Annotated in this window: 16 protein-coding genes; 10 read left to right on the forward strand and 6 right to left on the reverse strand. The window is 59.6% G+C overall.

Going from position 1 to position 17,226, the window contains the following annotated elements; genetic code table 11:
• Window positions 1-274 precede the first annotated feature (274 nt).
• Complete coding sequence (locus tag ACQZ40_RS14885) at window positions 275-2,563, reverse strand: NADP-dependent malic enzyme (protein ID WP_433823719.1); 2,289 nt, start codon at window positions 2,561-2,563, stop codon at window positions 275-277.
• Window positions 2,564-2,960: 397 nt separating this feature from the next.
• On the opposite strand from ACQZ40_RS14885, the gene ACQZ40_RS14890 reads away from it, so the two are divergent.
• Window positions 2,961-4,391, forward strand: coding sequence for a mannose-1-phosphate guanylyltransferase/mannose-6-phosphate isomerase (locus ACQZ40_RS14890; RefSeq protein ID WP_174036837.1), 1,431 nt, complete (start codon window positions 2,961-2,963; stop codon window positions 4,389-4,391).
• Window positions 4,392-4,456: 65 nt separating this feature from the next.
• On the opposite strand, the gene ACQZ40_RS14895 is transcribed toward ACQZ40_RS14890, so the two are convergent.
• Window positions 4,457-5,179: a CPBP family intramembrane glutamic endopeptidase gene (locus ACQZ40_RS14895; RefSeq protein WP_448748242.1), complete on the reverse strand. Its 723-nt coding sequence runs from the start codon at window positions 5,177-5,179 to the stop codon at window positions 4,457-4,459.
• 221 nt (window positions 5,180-5,400) lie between these two features.
• Between ACQZ40_RS14895 and ACQZ40_RS14900 the strand changes: the two genes are divergently transcribed.
• The 6 genes from ACQZ40_RS14900 (at window position 5,401) to ACQZ40_RS14925 (ending at window position 11,687) form a co-directional block, all read left to right on the forward strand.
• Entirely contained in the window at window positions 5,401-6,633 is a 1,233-nt protein-coding gene (locus ACQZ40_RS14900) for an ABC transporter substrate-binding protein (protein WP_448748243.1), read from the forward strand.
• 144 nt (window positions 6,634-6,777) lie between these two features.
• Complete coding sequence (locus ACQZ40_RS14905) at window positions 6,778-7,680, forward strand: carbohydrate ABC transporter permease (protein WP_059758547.1); 903 nt, start codon at window positions 6,778-6,780, stop codon at window positions 7,678-7,680.
• The gene (locus tag ACQZ40_RS14910; RefSeq protein ID WP_448748244.1) at window positions 7,673-8,614 is read left to right on the forward strand and encodes a carbohydrate ABC transporter permease; all 942 of its coding nucleotides are present in this window, start codon (window positions 7,673-7,675) and stop codon (window positions 8,612-8,614) included. The genes ACQZ40_RS14905 and ACQZ40_RS14910 overlap by 8 nt, the downstream gene beginning before the upstream one ends.
• A 5-nt stretch (window positions 8,615-8,619) precedes the next feature.
• Complete coding sequence (locus ACQZ40_RS14915; protein WP_448748245.1) at window positions 8,620-9,708, forward strand: ABC transporter ATP-binding protein; 1,089 nt, start codon at window positions 8,620-8,622, stop codon at window positions 9,706-9,708.
• A 57-nt stretch (window positions 9,709-9,765) separates the two neighbouring features.
• On the forward strand, window positions 9,766-10,530 hold the full coding sequence (locus ACQZ40_RS14920; protein WP_448748246.1) for a sugar phosphate isomerase/epimerase family protein: 765 nt from the start codon (window positions 9,766-9,768) through the stop codon (window positions 10,528-10,530).
• A 23-nt stretch (window positions 10,531-10,553) separates the two neighbouring features.
• Window positions 10,554-11,687, forward strand: coding sequence for a Gfo/Idh/MocA family protein (locus ACQZ40_RS14925; RefSeq protein ID WP_271045730.1), 1,134 nt, complete (start codon window positions 10,554-10,556; stop codon window positions 11,685-11,687).
• Window positions 11,688-11,947: 260 nt separating this feature from the next.
• On the opposite strand, the gene ACQZ40_RS14930 is transcribed toward ACQZ40_RS14925, so the two are convergent.
• Window positions 11,948-12,085: a hypothetical protein gene (locus tag ACQZ40_RS14930; protein WP_448748247.1), complete on the reverse strand. Its 138-nt coding sequence runs from the start codon at window positions 12,083-12,085 to the stop codon at window positions 11,948-11,950.
• 224 nt (window positions 12,086-12,309) lie between these two features.
• On the opposite strand from ACQZ40_RS14930, the gene queC reads away from it, so the two are divergent.
• From queC to queE, 3 genes are read left to right on the forward strand one after another with little or no spacing between them, the layout of a single operon-like run.
• A complete protein-coding gene (gene queC / locus ACQZ40_RS14935; protein ID WP_448748248.1) occupies window positions 12,310-13,020 on the forward strand; it encodes a 7-cyano-7-deazaguanine synthase QueC in 711 nt (236 codons plus the stop codon).
• A complete protein-coding gene (gene queD / locus ACQZ40_RS14940) occupies window positions 13,020-13,376 on the forward strand; it encodes a 6-carboxytetrahydropterin synthase QueD (protein ID WP_080854548.1) in 357 nt (118 codons plus the stop codon). The genes queC and queD overlap by 1 nt, the downstream gene beginning before the upstream one ends.
• Window positions 13,373-14,128, forward strand: coding sequence for a 7-carboxy-7-deazaguanine synthase QueE (queE, locus tag ACQZ40_RS14945; RefSeq protein WP_374997613.1), 756 nt, complete (start codon window positions 13,373-13,375; stop codon window positions 14,126-14,128). Before queD ends, queE begins: the two co-directional genes overlap by 4 nt.
• A 162-nt stretch (window positions 14,129-14,290) precedes the next feature.
• Here queE and ACQZ40_RS14950 read toward each other — a convergent pair whose 3' ends face one another.
• From ACQZ40_RS14950 to ACQZ40_RS14960, 3 genes are read right to left on the reverse strand one after another with little or no spacing between them, the layout of a single operon-like run.
• Window positions 14,291-15,340: a Gfo/Idh/MocA family protein gene (locus tag ACQZ40_RS14950; RefSeq protein ID WP_078052527.1), complete on the reverse strand. Its 1,050-nt coding sequence runs from the start codon at window positions 15,338-15,340 to the stop codon at window positions 14,291-14,293.
• A gap of 6 nt (window positions 15,341-15,346) precedes the next feature.
• A complete protein-coding gene (locus tag ACQZ40_RS14955; RefSeq protein WP_174039898.1) occupies window positions 15,347-16,132 on the reverse strand; it encodes a ThuA domain-containing protein in 786 nt (261 codons plus the stop codon).
• Window positions 16,133-16,189: 57 nt separating this feature from the next.
• Window positions 16,190-17,218 carry an ABC transporter ATP-binding protein gene (locus ACQZ40_RS14960; RefSeq protein WP_271045731.1) on the reverse strand — a complete coding sequence of 343 codons (1,029 nt, stop codon included), beginning with the start codon at window positions 17,216-17,218 and terminating at the stop codon, window positions 16,190-16,192.
• Between the last annotated feature and the right edge of the window lie 8 nt (window positions 17,219-17,226).

Below are 17,226 nucleotides of genomic sequence, written 5' to 3' on the forward strand. Positions count from 1 at the left end.
CTAATAATTTTGAATTGTAGAATCTTGTTCTTTTCCTCCCTTGCTATGTGCCGGTTTGTCAGGAGCGGGAGAGTAGTCCGGATGTCGCTGAGGACCGGATGGCCATGTGCGGAGCGAGCGCATCCGGCTCGTCTCTTCTCCCCGTCGGGGAGAAGGTCGCGGCAGCGGGATGAGGGGGCGAGGCCAGCGATATGCGGAGAGCGTGCCCCCTCATCTGCCCCTTTGGGGCATCTTCTCCCCGGCGGGGAGAAGAAAAAAGCCGCACGCCCTGTTCTTATCGTCCGGCATTATAGGCCGCGATTGCCGCCATGTTGACGATGTCGCTGTCCTTCGCGCCCATCGAGGTGATCTGTACCGATTTGTCGAGACCGACAAGAAGCGGGCCGATGACGGTTGCGCCGCCCAGTTCCTGCAGCATCTTGGTGGAGATGGAGGCGGAATGGATGGCGGGCATGACCAACACATTGGCCGGGCCGGAAAGCCGGGCGAAGGGATACTGGCTCTGCATGCGGTGATGGTTCAGCGCCACATCGGCCGACATTTCGCCGTCGACCTCGAAATTGACGTTGCGCCTGTCGAGAATTTTCACCGCCTCGCGCACCTTGTCGGAGCGTTCGCCGGTCGGCTGGCCGAAGGTGGAATAGGCGAGCATGGCAACGCGCGGCTCGTAACCGAAACGGCGGGCGAGGCCGGCTGCTTCTTCGGCGATATCGGCAAGGTCTTCCGCATTCGGCATATCATGCACGGCGGTATCGGCAACGAAGACGGTGCGGTTGCGCGAGACGACCAGCGAAACGCCGATGACGCGATGGCCAGGCTTGGTGTTGATGCAGCGGCGGATATCCTCCAGCGCCGTTGAATAGTTACGGGTAACGCCGGTCACCACGGCGTCCGCATCGCCCATCGCCACCATGCAGGCGGCGAAATGGTTGCGGTCGTTGTGGACCAGACGCTGCACGTCGCGCAGCAGGAAACCGCCGCGCTGCAAACGCGCATAGAGATAATCGACATAGGCATCGACGCGGCTGGAAAGGCGCGCGTTGGTAATCTCGATATTGGCGCGGTCGAGATCGATGCCCGCGCGTTCCGCATTGGCCTTGATGATATCGTCACGGCCGAGCAGGATGGCGGTGCCGAGGCCCTGCGCGGTGAACGAAATCGCCGCGCGCATGACCTGTTCTTCTTCGGCTTCCGCAAAAACGACCCGCTTCGGCGAGCGGCGCACCCGCTCGTAAAGGCGCTGCGTGGTGGAGGCCATCGGGTCGCGGCGGGCGGAAAGCTCGCGGGCATAGGCGTCGAGATCGGGCAATTCGCGGCGGGCGACGCCGGTTTCGATGGCGGCTTTGGCCACGGCCACCGGAATGGCCGAGATCAGGCGCGGATCGAAGGGAACCGGAATGATATATTGCGATCCGAAGCGCGGGCGGTTGCCCTGATAGGCGGCGGCCACATCATCAGGAACATCCTCGCGAGCAAGATCGGCCAGCGCCTGTGCCGCCGCGATCTTCATCGCGTCATTGATCTGGCTGGCGCGGACATCGAGCGCGCCGCGGAAGATATAGGGGAAGCCGAGGACGTTGTTGACCTGGTTCGGGTAATCCGAACGCCCGGTCGCCATGATGGCGTCGTCGCGGATGCGCGATACTTCCTCGGGGGTGATTTCCGGGTCCGGATTGGCCATGGCGAAGATGATCGGCTTCGGCGCCATGGAAAGGATCATCTCTTCGCTGAACGCGCCCTTCTGGGAGAGGCCGAATACCACATCAGCGCCCTTCATGGCTTCCGCCAGCGTGCGGTTGTTGGTTTTCACCGCGTGGGCGGATTTCCACTGGTTCATGCCTTCGGTGCGGCCCTGATAGATCACGCCCTTGGTATCGCAGAGCGTAATGTTTTCAGGGTTGAACCCCATGGCCTTGATAAGGTCCATGCAGGCGATTGCCGCCGCACCCGCGCCGTTGCAGACGAGCTTCGTTGTCTTGAAGTCGCGGCCCGTCAGTTCGATGGCGTTGATGAGGCCAGCGGCGGCGATGATGGCGGTGCCATGCTGATCGTCATGGAAAACGGGAATGTCCATCAGCTCGCGCAGGCGGCTTTCGATGATGAAACATTCCGGCGCCTTGATGTCTTCCAGATTGATGCCGCCAAAGGAGGGGCCGAGATAACGCACGCAATTGATGAACTCATCGGCGTCTTCGGTATCGACCTCAAGATCGATGGAATCGACATCGGCGAAGCGCTTGAAAAGGACCGACTTGCCTTCCATGACCGGCTTGGAGGCGAGCGCGCCGAGATTGCCGAGGCCGAGGATGGCGGTGCCGTTGGAGATGACCGCAACCATGTTGCCGCGCGTGGTATAGTCGTAAGCGGTCGCCGGATTTTCGGCGATGGCTTTCACCGGCACGGCCACGCCCGGCGAATAGGCGAGCGACAGGTCCCGCTGCGTCGCCATCGGTTTGGTCGGGGTGATTTCCAGTTTGCCCGGCCGGCCTTCCGCATGGAAATCCAGGGCTTCCTGATCCGTAACCGATGTTCTGGTGCTGGCGGGTTTGGTCGTGTCGGACATGGGCTGAGCGTGCTTTCGTGTCGATAACAGTGTAAAAATATCCGCCGTTGTTATTGTATTTTTCGCGCGCCTGCCAAGCCTTGAATGTTGTTCAGTGCAGCAAATTTAAGCGTGATGAAATTTGCGGCCGATTCAATCGATTAATTCCCGCTCACCATCCGCTTCGCGGCCTGCCGTGCCTGTCACGCGTGGAACCTCGCCCGCCGCCTGGCGTTAGCGGGGTGGGTCCGCAGGCAATCGACATGCCTCTAAATGCCCCATCGTCCGTTCACCAAGCTTTCACAAGGCGAATTTATGAGCTTGCGCTTATCCGCCCGCGAACCGATGATGGCGGTATTTCGAAATATGTATATTGTCCGGCGCGCCGGGAAATTTTTAGAGTTGGAAAGGTTTTGTTGTGAAGGAACACTCTCGAAAGATCACGCCGGTTCTTCTTGCTGGCGGCGCTGGTTCGCGGCTTTGGCCGGTATCGCGCGATCAGTTGCCCAAGCAGTTCCAGCCGCTGGTCGGCAATCTTTCGACCTATCAGCAGACGCTGCAGCGGGTGGGCGACAAGGGCCTTTATGCCGAGCCGCTGGTGATCACCAATGAGGATTTCCGGTTCTTCGCACGCCGCCAGGCCGAAGAGATCGATCTGCCGGCAACCGTGGTGCTGGAGCCCGCCCGCCGCGACAGCGCCGCCGCCATGGCCGCCGCTGCCGTGCTGGCCGAGCGCCGCGAGCCCGGATGCCTGGTGCTGGCGCTTGCCGCCGATCATGTGGTGCTCGATGCCGACAAGTTTTCACAGGCCGTGAAACTCGGCGCAAAAGCCGCCGATCAGGGCAATATCGTCGTCTTCGGCCTGGTGCCGACCGAACCGCGCACCTCCTACGGTTATATCAAGCCGGGCGAGGCGATCGACGGCGAAAAAGACCTCAGCACCGTCGATGCCTTCGTGGAAAAGCCGGATATGAAGACGGCGATCTCCTATCTGGAAAAGGGTTATCTCTGGAATTCCGGCAACTTCCTGTTCCGCTCCGATGTGATGATCGCCGAACTGAAGGCCTTCGCCCCGGAAATCCTGGCGGCGGTGACACAGGCAGTCGAGCAATATGAAAGCGACCTCGGTTTCGTGCGCCTGCATCAGGCAAGCTTCGAGGCTTCCCCGAAAAACTCCATCGACTATGCGGTGATCGAGAAGACCAGACGCATGGCGGTGGTGCATGGCCATTTCCGCTGGTCGGATATCGGCAGCTGGGATGCGATCTGGGAAATTGCCGACAAGCGCGGCAACGACAATGCGCTGGAAGGCAACGGCGTCTTCATCGATTCCGAAGGCTGCCTCATCCATTCGACGCAATTGCTGACGACGGTGGTTGGCGCCAGGGACATGGTGGTGGTGGCCACCAAGGATGCGGTTCTGGTGGTGCCGAAGAACCGGGTGCAGGATGTGAAGGGTCTGGTGGAGACGCTGAAGGACGGCGAACACGCACCACAGACGCAGACCCACAAGCGCGTCTATCGCCCCTGGGGTTATATCGAGCACATGTATGTGGACGAGCGTTACCGGGTGGGCCATATCACGGTCGATCCCGGCCACCGCATCTCGTTCCAGAAACATTATCACCGCTCGGAACACTGGATCGTCGTCAAGGGCACGGCGACGGTGACGATCGGCGAAGAGACGAAGTTGCTGACGGAGAACCAGTCGGTCTATATCCCGATCGGCCAGCCGCACCGGCTTGCCAATGAGGGTCAGATCCCGCTCGAACTGGTCGAAATCCAGACCGGAGCCTATATCGGCGAGGATGATGTCATCCGCATCGAGGACGATTATAAAAGGCAATAGAATTGCCGCCAGCACCGAAGGTTTGGAGAAGGTGAGAGGGATATTGTCCGGCTCGCCTTTTCGGCTCAGGCGATCAGCGCGTTCACGCAATGGGCAAGGGCATGGGAAAGCATCGCCGCTTCCAGCCCCCGACGCCAGAACAGCCATCCGAACAGCAGGCCGGGAATGAAATTGGTGAGCAGGACTGCAAGGATCAGCGCCGCCTGCGGCCGAGCGACAATCGCAAACAGAAACGGCAGATGACCTGCGGCGAAGAGCGCCGCCTCCATAAGGATGGCGGCCCACAAAATCACCGGTCGAATCTGTCCTCTTCCTGTCATGCGCCAGAGCGCCCAGGCGAGAAACGACATCAGGCCCCATCGGGTCAATAGCTCCTCCGTGATTCCGCCATAGAGAATCCGGGTCGTCAGCGGGACATTAAACGCGGTCATTTTTGCCATGGTGGCCGCATCCGCGACCGATGGCAGGATCGCCGATGAATAGGCGATCATCAGCAGGCCGACGGCAATGCCCACCGCCAGTGCGGGCGGCACCTGTGTTCCCAGCACCGCGCGCGGGTTGCCGCCCGTCAGCCAGCTATCGACCAAGGGCGCGCCAAGCCCGAGTTTTGCGGCCAGAGCCTGACCGGTTGCAACCGCCGCAACGGTCAGTATTGCCGGCTGGATGAGGATCAGCAGGCGCATTCCGAATGAAACTTGCTGCCCCGGTACAAGCTGCTCAAATGTCGCCAATAAAAGCGATGCGACGCCAGCCAGTCCGATGACCAAAAGAATATGCCAGCGCTTCATGGTCTCTTCGCCTGTTTTATTCACCACGAAGTTTTGTAAGCGACTGCCATTGCGTGTGGATTACACAGCGCAATCCCCTGTGCCGTATACCTATCCGGCGCATTTCCCAATCGTTCGAAATGTCCCCTGACGGCGCTGTGAGATTCGTATTTTAGGCGGTTGCCTAATCAAAAATCTTCGCATACGTTCCAACTGCAACGTTTCAGTGAGGGAGGAGACTCATGCGAATGCGTGTTATTTCTGCGGCTTTTCTGGCCAGCGTCATGATTCCGGCGGGTATCGCCGGGGCCACCGATCTTGAGGTGACCCATTGGTGGACATCGGGCGGCGAAGCCGCAGCGGTCGCCGAATTGGCCAAGGCTTTCGACGCCACCGGCAACAAATGGGTGGATGGCGCGATTGCCGGTTCGGGCGGCACGGCCCGGCCGATCATGATCAGCCGCATCACCGGCGGCGACCCGATGGGCGCCACTCAGTTCAACCACGGCCGGCAGGCCGAAGAACTCGTCCAGGCAGGCCTGATGCGTGATCTTTCCGATGTTGCCGCAAAGGGCAACTGGAAAGACGTCATCAAACCGGCCAGCCTGCTCGACAGCTGCACCATCGACGGCAAGATTTATTGCGCGCCGGTGAATATTCATTCCTGGCAATGGCTGTGGCTTTCCAATGTGGCCTTCAAAAAGGCGGGTGTCGAGGTTCCGAAGAACTGGACGGAATTTGTTGCAGCGGCACCGGCGCTGAAAAAGGCCGGCATCCAGCCGCTCGCGCTCGGTGGGCAGGCATGGCAGGCCAACGGCCTGTTCGACACGCTGACGCTTTCGATCGGCGGCAAGGACCTTTATCAGAAGGTCTATGGCGACAAGGATGCCGAGGCGGCAGCCGGGCCCGAGATGGCGAAGATTTTCGCGGCTGCTGTCGAGGCGCGCGACATGGCCAAGGGCACCAATGTTCAGGACTGGAACCAGGCCACCAACATGGTCATCACCGGCAAGGCCGGCGGCCAGATCATGGGTGACTGGGCGCAGGGTGAATTCCAGCTGGCCAACCAGAAAGCCGGCACGGATTATTCCTGCCTTCCCGGTCTTGGCCTCAGTGAATATCTCACCACGGGCGGCGACGCCTTTTATTTCCCTGTTTTGAAGGACGAGGCGAAAACCAAGGCGCAGGACGTTCTCGCCGCAACCATCGTCGATCCAAAAACGCAGGTGGCCTTTAACCTGAAGAAAGGCTCGCTGCCGATCCGCGGCGACGTCGATCTGAATGCAGCCAATGACTGCATGAAAAAGGGTCTGGCAATTCTGGCCAAGGGCAATGCCCTCACCAGCACCGACCAGCTGATTTCCGCCGATACGCAGAAACAGAAGGAAGACCTGATGGCGGAATTCTTCGCGGGCTCGATGTCAGCGGAAGACGGGCAGAAGCGCTTCGCGGACATTATCGGTTCAGCGGACTGAGTGTGATCTCTCCGGGTGTGAAAGCGGTTCGCCGCTTTCCTTCCCAGCGTCCTGCCTGTGCAACAATCATCAGCACGGGCAGGGGTTTCATGCGGTGAGGCTTTTTGCCTGACTGTTGACTGTAACGTTACAGGAGGAGGTAACATGGCAGGTCAAGCGCGCTCGGGGCGCCCCAACCAGCTTTTCCGCAATCTCAATTCCAAGATTGCCTCCATTCCCATGATACTGACCGCCATGGTGATCTTCCTCGGCGGAACGATCTGGACGGTGGTTTATTCCTTCACCAATTCAAAGCTTCTGCCGCGCGCGAGTTTCATCGGTTTCGATCAATATGAGCGTTTGTGGGCAGCACCACGCTGGATCGTATCCATCCAGAATCTGGCGATCTACGGCGTGTTGTCGCTTATTTTCAGCCTCGTCATCGGTTTCGTGCTGGCGGCGCTGATGGATCAGAAAATTCGTTTCGAAAACACCTTCCGCACCATTTTCCTCTATCCTTTCGCCCTGTCCTTCATCGTCACCGGCCTCGTCTGGCAATGGCTGCTGAATCCGGAATTCGGCATCCAGTCAGTGGTTCGCTCGATGGGCTGGGAAAGTTTCACCTTCGACCCGCTCTATAATTCCCAGATCGTTATCTACGGCATCCTGATCGCGGCACTCTGGCAGGGCACGGGGCTCGTCATGTGCCTGATGCTGGCGGGTCTTCGCGGTATCGATGAGGACATCTGGAAGGCGACGCGTGTCGACGGCATTCCGATGTGGAAGACCTATATTCTCATCATCATTCCCATGATGCGGCCGGTCTTCATCACCACGCTGGTCATCATCGCCAGCGGTATCGTCAAGGTCTACGATCTTGTCGTGGCGCAGACCAGCGGCGGGCCGGGCATCGCGTCCGAAGTGCCGGCGAAATATGTCTATGACTACATGTTCCAGGCACAGAACCTGGGGCAGGGCTTCGCCGCCTCGACAATGATGCTCCTGACGGTCGCGATTATCATCATTCCATGGGCCTACCTCGAATTCGGAGGCAAGAAGCGTGGCTAATATCAGCACATTAAATACGGTCGTCGCCGCCACCGATGCGGTCACCAAAGACCTTTCCGGCCCGCGCGGCAAAAAGCCTAGAAAAACCTTTTCTCGCCGCAACATCATTCTGTACGGCACGCTGTTCGTCGCTGCCGCTTATTACCTGCTGCCGCTTTACGTGATGGTCGTTACCTCGCTCAAGGGCATGCCGGAAATCCGTCTGGGCAACATCTTCGCGCCGCCGGTGGAAATCACCTTCGAGCCATGGGTGAAAGCCTGGGCCAATGCCTGCACAGGCCTCAACTGCGACGGGCTTTCGCGCGGCTTTTGGAATTCGGTGCGCATTCTCGTGCCTTCGGTGGTGATCTCTATCATCGTCGCTTCCATCAGCGGTTACGCCATGGCCAACTGGAAATTCAAGGGGTCGGAACTGTTCTTCTCGATCCTCATCATCGGCGCCTTCATCCCTTATCAGGTGATGATCTATCCGATCGTCATCGTGCTGCGCGAACTGGGCATTTACGGCACGCTGAGCGGTCTCGTCATCGTTCACACCATCTTCGGCATGCCGATCCTGACGCTGCTGTTCCGCAATTATTTCGCCTCACTGCCGGAAGAACTGTTCAAGGCGGCGCGTATCGATGGTGCCAATTTCTGGCAGATTTATTTCCGTATCATGCTGCCCATGTCGCTGCCGATCTTCGTCGTGGCGATGATCCTGCAGGTGACCGGCATCTGGAACGACTTCCTGTTCGGCGTGGTGTTCACGCGGCCGGAATATTACCCGATGACGGTGCAGCTCAATAATATCGTCAACTCCGTGCAGGGCGTGAAGGAATATAACGTCAACATGGCCGCAACCCTTCTCACGGGTGCCGTGCCGCTGATCGTCTATTTCGTCTCCGGCAGACTTTTCGTCCGCGGCATTGCCGCAGGCGCAGTAAAAGGTTGAGCTATATGAATAAAAGCGTTTCCATTCGCGATCTTTCCCTGTCCTTCGGTGCCGTCACCGTGCTGAAAGACCTCAATCTCGATATTTACGACGGCGAATTCCTCGTGCTGCTCGGTTCTTCCGGCTGCGGAAAGTCGACCCTTCTCAACTGCATCGCGGGTCTTCTGGAGCCGACAGATGGGCAGATCTTCATCAAGGACCGCAACGTCACCTGGGAAGAGCCGAAGGATCGCGGCATCGGCATGGTGTTCCAGTCCTATGCGCTTTATCCGCAGATGACGGTGGAGAAAAACCTGTCCTTCGGCCTGCAGGTCGCCAAGGTGCCGAAAGAGGAGATCGACCGGCGTGTGAAAAGAGCGGCCGGCATCCTCCAGATCGAGCCGCTGTTGAAGCGCAAGCCCGCCGAGCTTTCCGGCGGCCAGCGCCAGCGTGTGGCCATCGGCCGGGCGCTGGTGCGGGATGTGGATGTTTTCCTGTTCGACGAGCCGCTCTCCAACCTCGACGCCAAGCTGCGCTCGGAACTGCGCGTCGAAATCAAGCGGCTGCACCAGTCGCTGAAGAACACCATGATCTATGTGACGCATGATCAGATCGAGGCGCTGACGCTGGCGGACCGCATCGCCATCATGAAAAGCGGCGTCATCCAGCAGCTTGCCGATCCCGTCACCATCTACAACAAGCCGCGAAACCTCTTCGTCGCCGGTTTCATCGGCTCGCCCTCGATGAATTTCCTGCGCGGCGAGTTGATCGAAAAGGACGGCAAGGTGGTCTTCACCACCAATGGCGTGACTTTCGCGCTGGATGGCTATCATGCGGAAACGCCGGTCGCCGCCGGCCGTGCCGTGGTTCTGGGTGTCCGCCCCGAACATGTGCGCGTCGATGCCGATATTGTCGGCGGTGAAGTGCATGAGGCGATTGTCGATATCGAGGAACCGATGGGCGCCGACAATCTGATCTGGCTGAAACATGCCGGGCATACCATGTCCGTGCGTGTCGGCGGCCACAGGCGGTTTTCACCCGGCACCAAGGTGCGCCTCGGCCTCGACATGACGATGGCCTCGCTGTTCGACGCACAAAGCGAGGACCGGCTCTAGAACAGCTTCCATTTACCCCCACACAATCCCAAGACCCAGATCTCTATGGAGGAGACAATGACAGAACTCGGTTTCCAGCTTTACAGCGCCCGTAATTTCCAGCCTTTTTCCAACATTCTGAAGAAGCTTTCGGCGGCGGGTTATAAACATGTCGAAGGTTATGGCGCGATGTACGCTTCGCTGGATGATGCCGGTTTGAAAGGCCTGCGCGCCGAACTCGACGCCAATGGCCTTGCCATGCCGACCGGCCATTTCGGCCTCGATCTTCTTGAGGGCGACCCGAAAAAGGCGCTGAACATTGCGAAAGTTCTGGGTGTTGAGGCGATCTATTGCCCTTATCTGATGCCTGACCAGCGCCCGACAGATGCCGCAGGCTGGTTCGCTTTCGGCAAGCGCCTGCAGGAAGCGGGCAAGCCTTTCGTCGATGCCGGGCTGGTCTTCGGCTGGCATAACCACGATTTCGAGTTTAAGACGCTTGGTGACGGTTCCACCCCACAGGAGCAGATTTTTGCCGGTGGCCCGGATTTGAAATGGGAGGCGGATATCGCCTGGATCATTCGCGGCAATGCCGATCCGCTCGCCTGGATCGAAAGCTACGGCAAGCGCATTACTGCGGTACATGTGAAGGATATCGCACCAGCAGGCGAGAATGCGGACGAGGATGGCTGGGCCGATGTCGGCCATGGGACCGTGGACTGGAAGGGCCTCGTCGCGGCGCTGAAGGCGAAATCCGCCACGAAACATTTCGTGGTCGAGCACGACAATCCCAAGGATATCGACCGGCTGATCACCCGCTCGATCGCATCTTTCAACACCTACTAAGTTTCAATTTCGGAGTTTGCATCATGGCCAGGGATCTTGGCGTCGGCATCATCGGATGCGGCAATATCTCGTCTGCTTACTTTTCGCTGGCACCGCTCTTCAAGGGCATCAAGGTGCTGGCCTGCGCCGATCTCAACCGCAATGCGGCGGAGCTGAGGGCGGAAGAATTCGGTGTTGTCGCGCAGTCCATCGAGGAGCTGCTCGCCAACAAGGATATCGATGTGGTGGTGAACCTCACCATTCCCGCCGCGCATTTTCCGGTGTCGAAAGCCGCCCTCGAGGCAGGCAAGCACGTCTATTCGGAAAAGCCGCTGGTGCTTTCGCTGGAGGAAGGCGAGGAGCTGCGGCGCATCGCCCGGGAGAAGAACCTCTCCGTCGGCTGCGCGCCGGATACCTTCCTCGGCGGCGCGCATCAGCTTGCCCGGCAATATATCGATGACGGCAAGGTCGGGCGCATCACTTCCGGCACCTGCCATGTGATGAGCCCCGGCATGGAGATGTGGCACCCGAACCCGGGCTTCTTCTTCCTGAAGGGCGGCGGGCCGATCCTCGATCTCGGCCCCTATTACGTCGCCAATCTCATCAACCTCATCGGTCCGGTGAAGCGCGTCGGCGCACTGACCTCGATGGCAAATCCGACCCGTACGGTGACCAGCCAGCCGCTGAACGGCGAGATCATCCCGGTTGAAACACCGACGAATATCCATGCCCTGCTGGAATTCGTGAACGGCGCGACGATCACGCTTTCGGCAAGCTGGGATGTCTGGTCGCACCGCCACGCCAATATGGAGCTTTACGGCACGGAAGGCTCGATCTACGTGCCTGACCCGAATTTCTTCGGCGGCGTGGTGGAAGCGAGCGGGCGGGACAAAAATATCCAGCCGCTGGAAGACTGGGCGCATCCTTTCGGCATCGCCAATCAGGAAAGCCCCAATGGCCCGCGTGCCAATTATCGCACGGCGGGCCTTGCCGATATGGCAATCGCTATTCTGGAAGGCCGCGATGCCCGTTGCTCGCTGGAGCGCTCCCTGCACGGCATCGATGTGATGACCTCGATCCTGAAGTCCGGGGAGGAGGGCCGTTTCATCGAAATGACGACGACCTGCACCCAGCCGGCGGCACTTGGTATCGAGGAGGCGCAGGCGCTGCTGCGCTGAGCCCAAAGCCAACGAAAAAAGGCCCGGCGCACTGCCAGTTCGCCGGGCCTTTTCCGCTCAGCCATTTAGTGGCGAGCGTCGCGTGTTCATCAGATTTTCATAGGCCGATAAAAAGACCCAGCCAGCGCGCAACGGTCCTGACCATCCAGATCAGGAACACGAAAGGGGCTATGCCAACAGCCGCGACGAGCGCCGCCGAAGCGATAACGAGCGCTGTGGTGAGATTACGCCTAAGCCGGTGGCGTTTTGTGTCGAGAACTTTATCCATGACGCATGGCGGTGATCAGTCCGCGAATGGTGAGCGTGATATAAAGCATGCCCACCATCACCATCAGGATGCCGGCGCCGAGAGAGCTGAGATTGCTCAGCGAAAACAGAAATGTATCAGCCGCCGCCATCGGCAAGACCCTTCAAGAACAGCAAATTTCAGTCCGTTCTAGATCGCGCCGGTTTCCCGCATATGTCCCGATTGTTTCGTCTTGTTGCTGCCGCGGGGCATTTTCGTGATGGCGCGGCTTGGCGCGATTTCCGCAAGGCCCTTCACAAGCCCGTCGGTTTGGTTTAAAGCCGCTCCTCGTAATCCGGTCGCAGCCCACCCGGTCAAAACAAGGGATCCCAAGTTATGAAAACCATCGTCATCTGCTCCGGCGGATTGGACTCCGTTTCGCTTGCGCATAAAATCGCGGCGGAACACGAACTTCTCGCTCTCGTCTCCTTCGATTATGGCCAGCGCCACAGGAAGGAACTGGAATACGCGGCCGATTGCGCGCGGCGTCTCGGCGTGCCGCATCATGTCATCGATATCAGAACCATCGGCGCCCATCTCACCGGTTCGGCGCTGACTGACGACATTGCGGTGCCGGACGGGCACTATGCGGAGGAGACCATGCGCTCCACAGTGGTGCCGAACCGCAACGCCATCATGCTCACCATCGTTTTCGGGCTGGCTGCCGCGCAGCAGGCGGATGCTGTGGCGATTGCCGTGCATGGCGGCGATCACTTCATCTATCCCGATTGCCGGCCGGGCTTCATCGACAGCTTCAATGCCATGCAGGCGCATGCGCTTGAAGGTTATGCTGACGTCAAGCTCTTTGCCCCCTATGTCACCGTTTCCAAGGCGACGATTGTGACCGATGGTGAGAAATACGGCACGCCGTTTGGTGAAACATGGTCCTGTTACAAGGGCGGTTTGCGCCATTGCGGCCGCTGCGGCACCTGCGTCGAACGGCGCGAGGCCTTTCATCTGGCGGGCGTCACCGATCCGACCGACTATGAGGATCCGGATTTCTGGGTGGCGGCCACCCATGCCTATGCGGCGCAGGAGGTGCGCTGATGTTCCGCATCACCAAGGAATTTCACTTCTCCGCCTCGCACCAGTTGAAAAGCCTGCCGTCGGATCACCAGTGCAATCGCCTCCACGGGCATAATTACATTGTTGAGATCGAGCTTGCGGGCGAAGCGTTGAACGAGCACGGTTTCGTGCGCGACTATCACGAGCTTGCACCGCTGAAACGCTATATCGACGATCATTTCGACCATCGCCACCTGAACGACGTTCTCGGCCATGACCGGGTGACGGCGGAATGCCTGGCGAAGCATTTTTATGACTGGTGCAAGGGCCGCCTGCCGGAAACCAGCGCCGTGCGCGTCAGCGAAACCGCCAAGACCTGGGCGGAATACCGGCCATGACGGCGGTTGCACACAAGATTGCAGCCAAGGAGACCACGATCCGCATCAGCGAAATCTTCGGCCCGACCATTCAGGGCGAAGGCCTGCTGATCGGTCTGCCGACCGTTTTCGTGCGTACCGGCGGCTGCGACTATCGTTGTTCCTGGTGCGATACGCTGCATGCCGTTGAAAGCGAGTACCGCGATACATGGAAGCCAATGCCTGTCGAGGCGATCTGGCAGGAGGTGCGGCGGCTTTCCGGCGGCGTGCCGCTGACGGTTTCGCTTTCAGGCGGCAATCCGGCCATTCAACCGCTCGGGGCCTTGATCGCGAAGGGGCAGGGCGAGGGGTATCGTTTCGCGCTGGAAACGCAGGGCAGCATCGCGAAAGACTGGTTTGCCGATCTCGACCATCTGGTGCTGAGCCCCAAGCCGCCATCGAGCGGCATGGAAACGGACTGGCAGGCCTTCGAAGACTGTCTTGCCGCCGCCGGCGACGAACCGCAGGTGGCGCTAAAGATCGTGGTGTTCGACGATGCGGATTATGCCTATGCCAAGGCGGCATCCGCGCGTTTCCCGCATTTGCCTGTCTATCTCCAGCCCGGCAACCATACTCCGCCGCCGCCGGATGACGACGATGCGCGGGTGGATATCGACGGGGTGATGGACCGGATGTTGTGGCTGGTGGACAAGGTGAGCGAAGACCGCTGGTTTTCCGCCCGGGTGCTGCCGCAGCTGCATGTGCTGTTGTGGGGGAATAAGCGCGGGGTTTGAGGGAGTTATAAGTTCCCTCCGTCATGACGGACCTGATCCGGCATCCAGCCAAGGCGCGTCTGCGCCGTGGCTGGACCCCGGATCAAGTCCTCGCTGACGGAGAGCGAGGAGCGCCCTTTGCAGCAATCCATGCGGCGGTTTGTGCCGCCGCACTTTCGCAAATCAAGCCGAAACGGCCAGCTCGCGCCGTTCCCGATCCGCAATGATCGACAGATCGAGCACCTTCTGCAGATTGGCGGCATGACGGAAATCCGGATCGGCGGGGCCGCCTTCCATGACGGCCCTGGCGAATTTTTCGTAATTCGTCGGCACCGGGTCGACATCGATGGTCTTCCATATCGCCTTTTCCACATCCTCGCCGATGCAGGCGCGCAGGCTGGAATAATCCGGGGTGTGGATCACTTCCAATGCTCCCTTGTCGCCATGGATACGCAGACGAAGTTCGTTCAAGTGACCCGTCGCCCAGCGGCTGGCATGGATGACGCCCATGGCACCGTTTTCAAGCTCGGCGGTCATGGTGAAGCTGTCATTGGCGTCGAGGTCGTAGACGCCAATTTTGTTGCCTTCATATTTGTCGAAGGTCTTCAGCCGCGTGAAGATGCGTTCCACATCGCTGCCCGCGCCATAGGAGGCGAAGTCGAGAATGTGGATGCCGACATCACCAAGCACGCCGTTTGAGCCATGCTTGGTGGAAAGCCGCCACAGCCACTTGCTCTCCGTCATCCAGTCGCCCCAGGCCTTGGAAACGAGCCAGCTCTGGAGATAGGAGGCTTCCAGATGCCGCACCTTGCCGATCTTGCCTGCCAGCACCATCTCACGCGCCGCCTGCAAGGGGGCAACGTTGCGATAGGTGAGGTTGACCATGGCAATGAGGCCGGCCTTTTCGGCGGCATCGGCCATTTCGGCGGCCTTGGCGTAGTTTTCCGCCAGCGGCTTTTCGCAGAAGACATGTTTGCCGGCCGCCAGCAGTTTAAGGCTGGTGGGGTGGTGGATCGCGTCCGGCGTGACATTCGCCGCCGCATCGAATTCACCCCAGGCAATGGCGTCATCCAGTGAGGTGAAGGAGAGCGGGATATTGTGGCGCAGCGCAAAGCCCCGCACCACCACATCGTCCACATCCACTGCCGCGACCAGTTCGACGCCGGGGATTTGCGAGAAATAGGTGGCATGGTTGTTGGCCATGCCGCCGGTTCCGAGAATGAGAAGTCTCATGGCTTTTTACCTGTAACCTGCTTCGCCTGCCTTGTGCAGCTTGGGGCCGCGTTCTTCGATTGGCTCCAGAGCCTTGTCGACGGGAACATTGGGGGCGTCGTGAATGCTTTTCAGTGCGCCAACGGGATTATAGGCCCATTTCACCGAGTTGCTGATGACCTTCTGCACATTGGCGTCGTGATAGGTGGGATAGGTCTCGTGGCCGGGGCGGAAATAGAAGATATTGCCTGCACCACGGCGCCAGGTAAGACCGGACCGGAAGACTTCGCCGCCCTGGAACCAGGAGATGAAGACGGTTTCCAGCGGCTCCGGCACGGAAAACTGCTCGCCATACATTTCCTCGTTTTCCAGCTCGAAATGCTCGGGCAGGCCGGCTGCAATCGGGTGGCGCGGATTGATGGTCCACAGGCGTTCACGCTCGCCCGCCTCACGCCATTTAAGCGCGCAAGGCGTGCCCATCAGGCGCTTGAACGGCTTGGAGAAGTGGCCGGAATGCAGGACGATGAGGCCCATGCCTTCCCAGACGCGTTTGGCAACACGCTCGACGATCTCGTCCTGCACCGCACCATGGTCCTTGTGGCCCCACCAGACCAGCACGTCGGTCTTGTCGAGGCGCTCCTGCGAAAGGCCATGTTCCGGCTCCTGCAGCGTGGCGGTCGTGGCGTCGATCTCAGGATTCTGGTTCAGCGCGTCGGCAATGGTGTTGTGCATGCCGTTCGGATAGATCGAACGCACCGTCTCATTGATGTGTTCGTGGATATTTTCGCCCCATACAACGGTGTTGATGGTCATTGTCATGCTCCTCGGTGAAAGCCGGGACCTTGGGTGAGCCCGGCGAAAGTTGAATGTTCAGGCGGCACCCCGGGCAGGGTTGCGGGCAAGCGCCCGGCCCTCTGCGTCGAAACGATGTATCTGCGTCGCATCCGGCGCGATGGTGATGCGTTCACCGGCCGTGCGGCCGGTCACGCCCTCTTCACGAACGACGACGGGTTCACCCGCGCCGATCTCGACATAGATATAGCTGTCCGATCCCAGCATTTCCGAATGCACGATCTCGCCGCTCCAGCCGCTGCCATCGGTGCCGATGGTGATGTGTTCAGGGCGGATGCCGATGGTTTTCGCCCCTTCGGCCTCCGCATATTTGCCGGTGAGGAAGTTCATCTTCGGTGAGCCGATGAAGCCGGCGACGAAGGTGTTGACCGGGCTTTCGTAAAGCTCCAGCGGCGTGCCGATCTGCTCGACCCTGCCGTCCCGCAAAACGCAGATACGGTCGGCGAGTGTCATCGCCTCCACCTGGTCGTGGGTAACGTAGATCATCGTCGTGTCATGCATCGAGCGGTGCAGCTTGGCGATTTCCAGACGCGTGGCAACGCGCAATGCCGCATCGAGGTTGGAGAGCGGCTCGTCGAACAGGAAGACCTTCGGATCGCGCACGATGGCGCGGCCGATGGCGACACGCTGGCGCTGGCCGCCGGAAAGCTGCTTCGGCAGACGTTCCAGATAGGGTGTGAGCTGCAGCATCTCGGCCGCCGCTTCCACGCGTTTCCTGCGCTGTTCCTTGTCCGCGCCTGACAGTTTCATTCCGAAGGCCATGTTCTCGAACACGGTCATGTGCGGATAAAGCGCATAGGACTGGAAGACCATGGCGACGCCACGCTTGGCGGGCGGCAGGCGGTTCACCATCTCGCCATCGAAGGAGAGCGTGCCACTGGTAATTTCCTCCAGCCCGCAGATGAGGCGCAGCAGCGTGGACTTGCCGCAGCCGGAAGGGCCGACGAAGACCATGAATTCGCCGGAGCGGATATCCATGTCGATGCCCTTGATGACATCGAAGGCGCCGAAGGATTTGCGAAGATCGCGCAGTTGAATGGTGGTCATTTGGTTTC

It is taken from the genome of Agrobacterium sp. 16-172Ci, assembly GCF_053522725.1.

What these genes read in the sequence shown, in the direction of transcription:
- queE (WP_374997613.1), top strand. Translation starts at nt 13,373, where the DNA reads ATGACGGCGGTTGCACACAAGATTGCAGCCAAGGAGACCACGATCCGC.
- ACQZ40_RS14925 (WP_271045730.1), top strand. Translation starts at nt 10,554, where the DNA reads ATGGCCAGGGATCTTGGCGTCGGCATCATCGGATGCGGCAATATCTCG.
- ACQZ40_RS14920 (WP_448748246.1), top strand. Translation starts at nt 9,766, where the DNA reads ATGACAGAACTCGGTTTCCAGCTTTACAGCGCCCGTAATTTCCAGCCT.
- ACQZ40_RS14895 (WP_448748242.1), bottom strand. Translation starts at nt 5,179, where the DNA reads ATGAAGCGCTGGCATATTCTTTTGGTCATCGGACTGGCTGGCGTCGCA.
- ACQZ40_RS14915 (WP_448748245.1), top strand. Translation starts at nt 8,620, where the DNA reads ATGAATAAAAGCGTTTCCATTCGCGATCTTTCCCTGTCCTTCGGTGCC.
- ACQZ40_RS14885 (WP_433823719.1), bottom strand. Translation starts at nt 2,563, where the DNA reads ATGTCCGACACGACCAAACCCGCCAGCACCAGAACATCGGTTACGGAT.
- ACQZ40_RS14930 (WP_448748247.1), bottom strand. Translation starts at nt 12,085, where the DNA reads ATGGCGGCGGCTGATACATTTCTGTTTTCGCTGAGCAATCTCAGCTCT.
- ACQZ40_RS14905 (WP_059758547.1), top strand. Translation starts at nt 6,778, where the DNA reads ATGGCAGGTCAAGCGCGCTCGGGGCGCCCCAACCAGCTTTTCCGCAAT.
- queC (WP_448748248.1), top strand. Translation starts at nt 12,310, where the DNA reads ATGAAAACCATCGTCATCTGCTCCGGCGGATTGGACTCCGTTTCGCTT.
- ACQZ40_RS14960 (WP_271045731.1), bottom strand. Translation starts at nt 17,218, where the DNA reads ATGACCACCATTCAACTGCGCGATCTTCGCAAATCCTTCGGCGCCTTC.
- ACQZ40_RS14950 (WP_078052527.1), bottom strand. Translation starts at nt 15,340, where the DNA reads ATGAGACTTCTCATTCTCGGAACCGGCGGCATGGCCAACAACCATGCC.
- ACQZ40_RS14900 (WP_448748243.1), top strand. Translation starts at nt 5,401, where the DNA reads ATGCGAATGCGTGTTATTTCTGCGGCTTTTCTGGCCAGCGTCATGATT.
- ACQZ40_RS14955 (WP_174039898.1), bottom strand. Translation starts at nt 16,132, where the DNA reads ATGACCATCAACACCGTTGTATGGGGCGAAAATATCCACGAACACATC.
- queD (WP_080854548.1), top strand. Translation starts at nt 13,020, where the DNA reads ATGTTCCGCATCACCAAGGAATTTCACTTCTCCGCCTCGCACCAGTTG.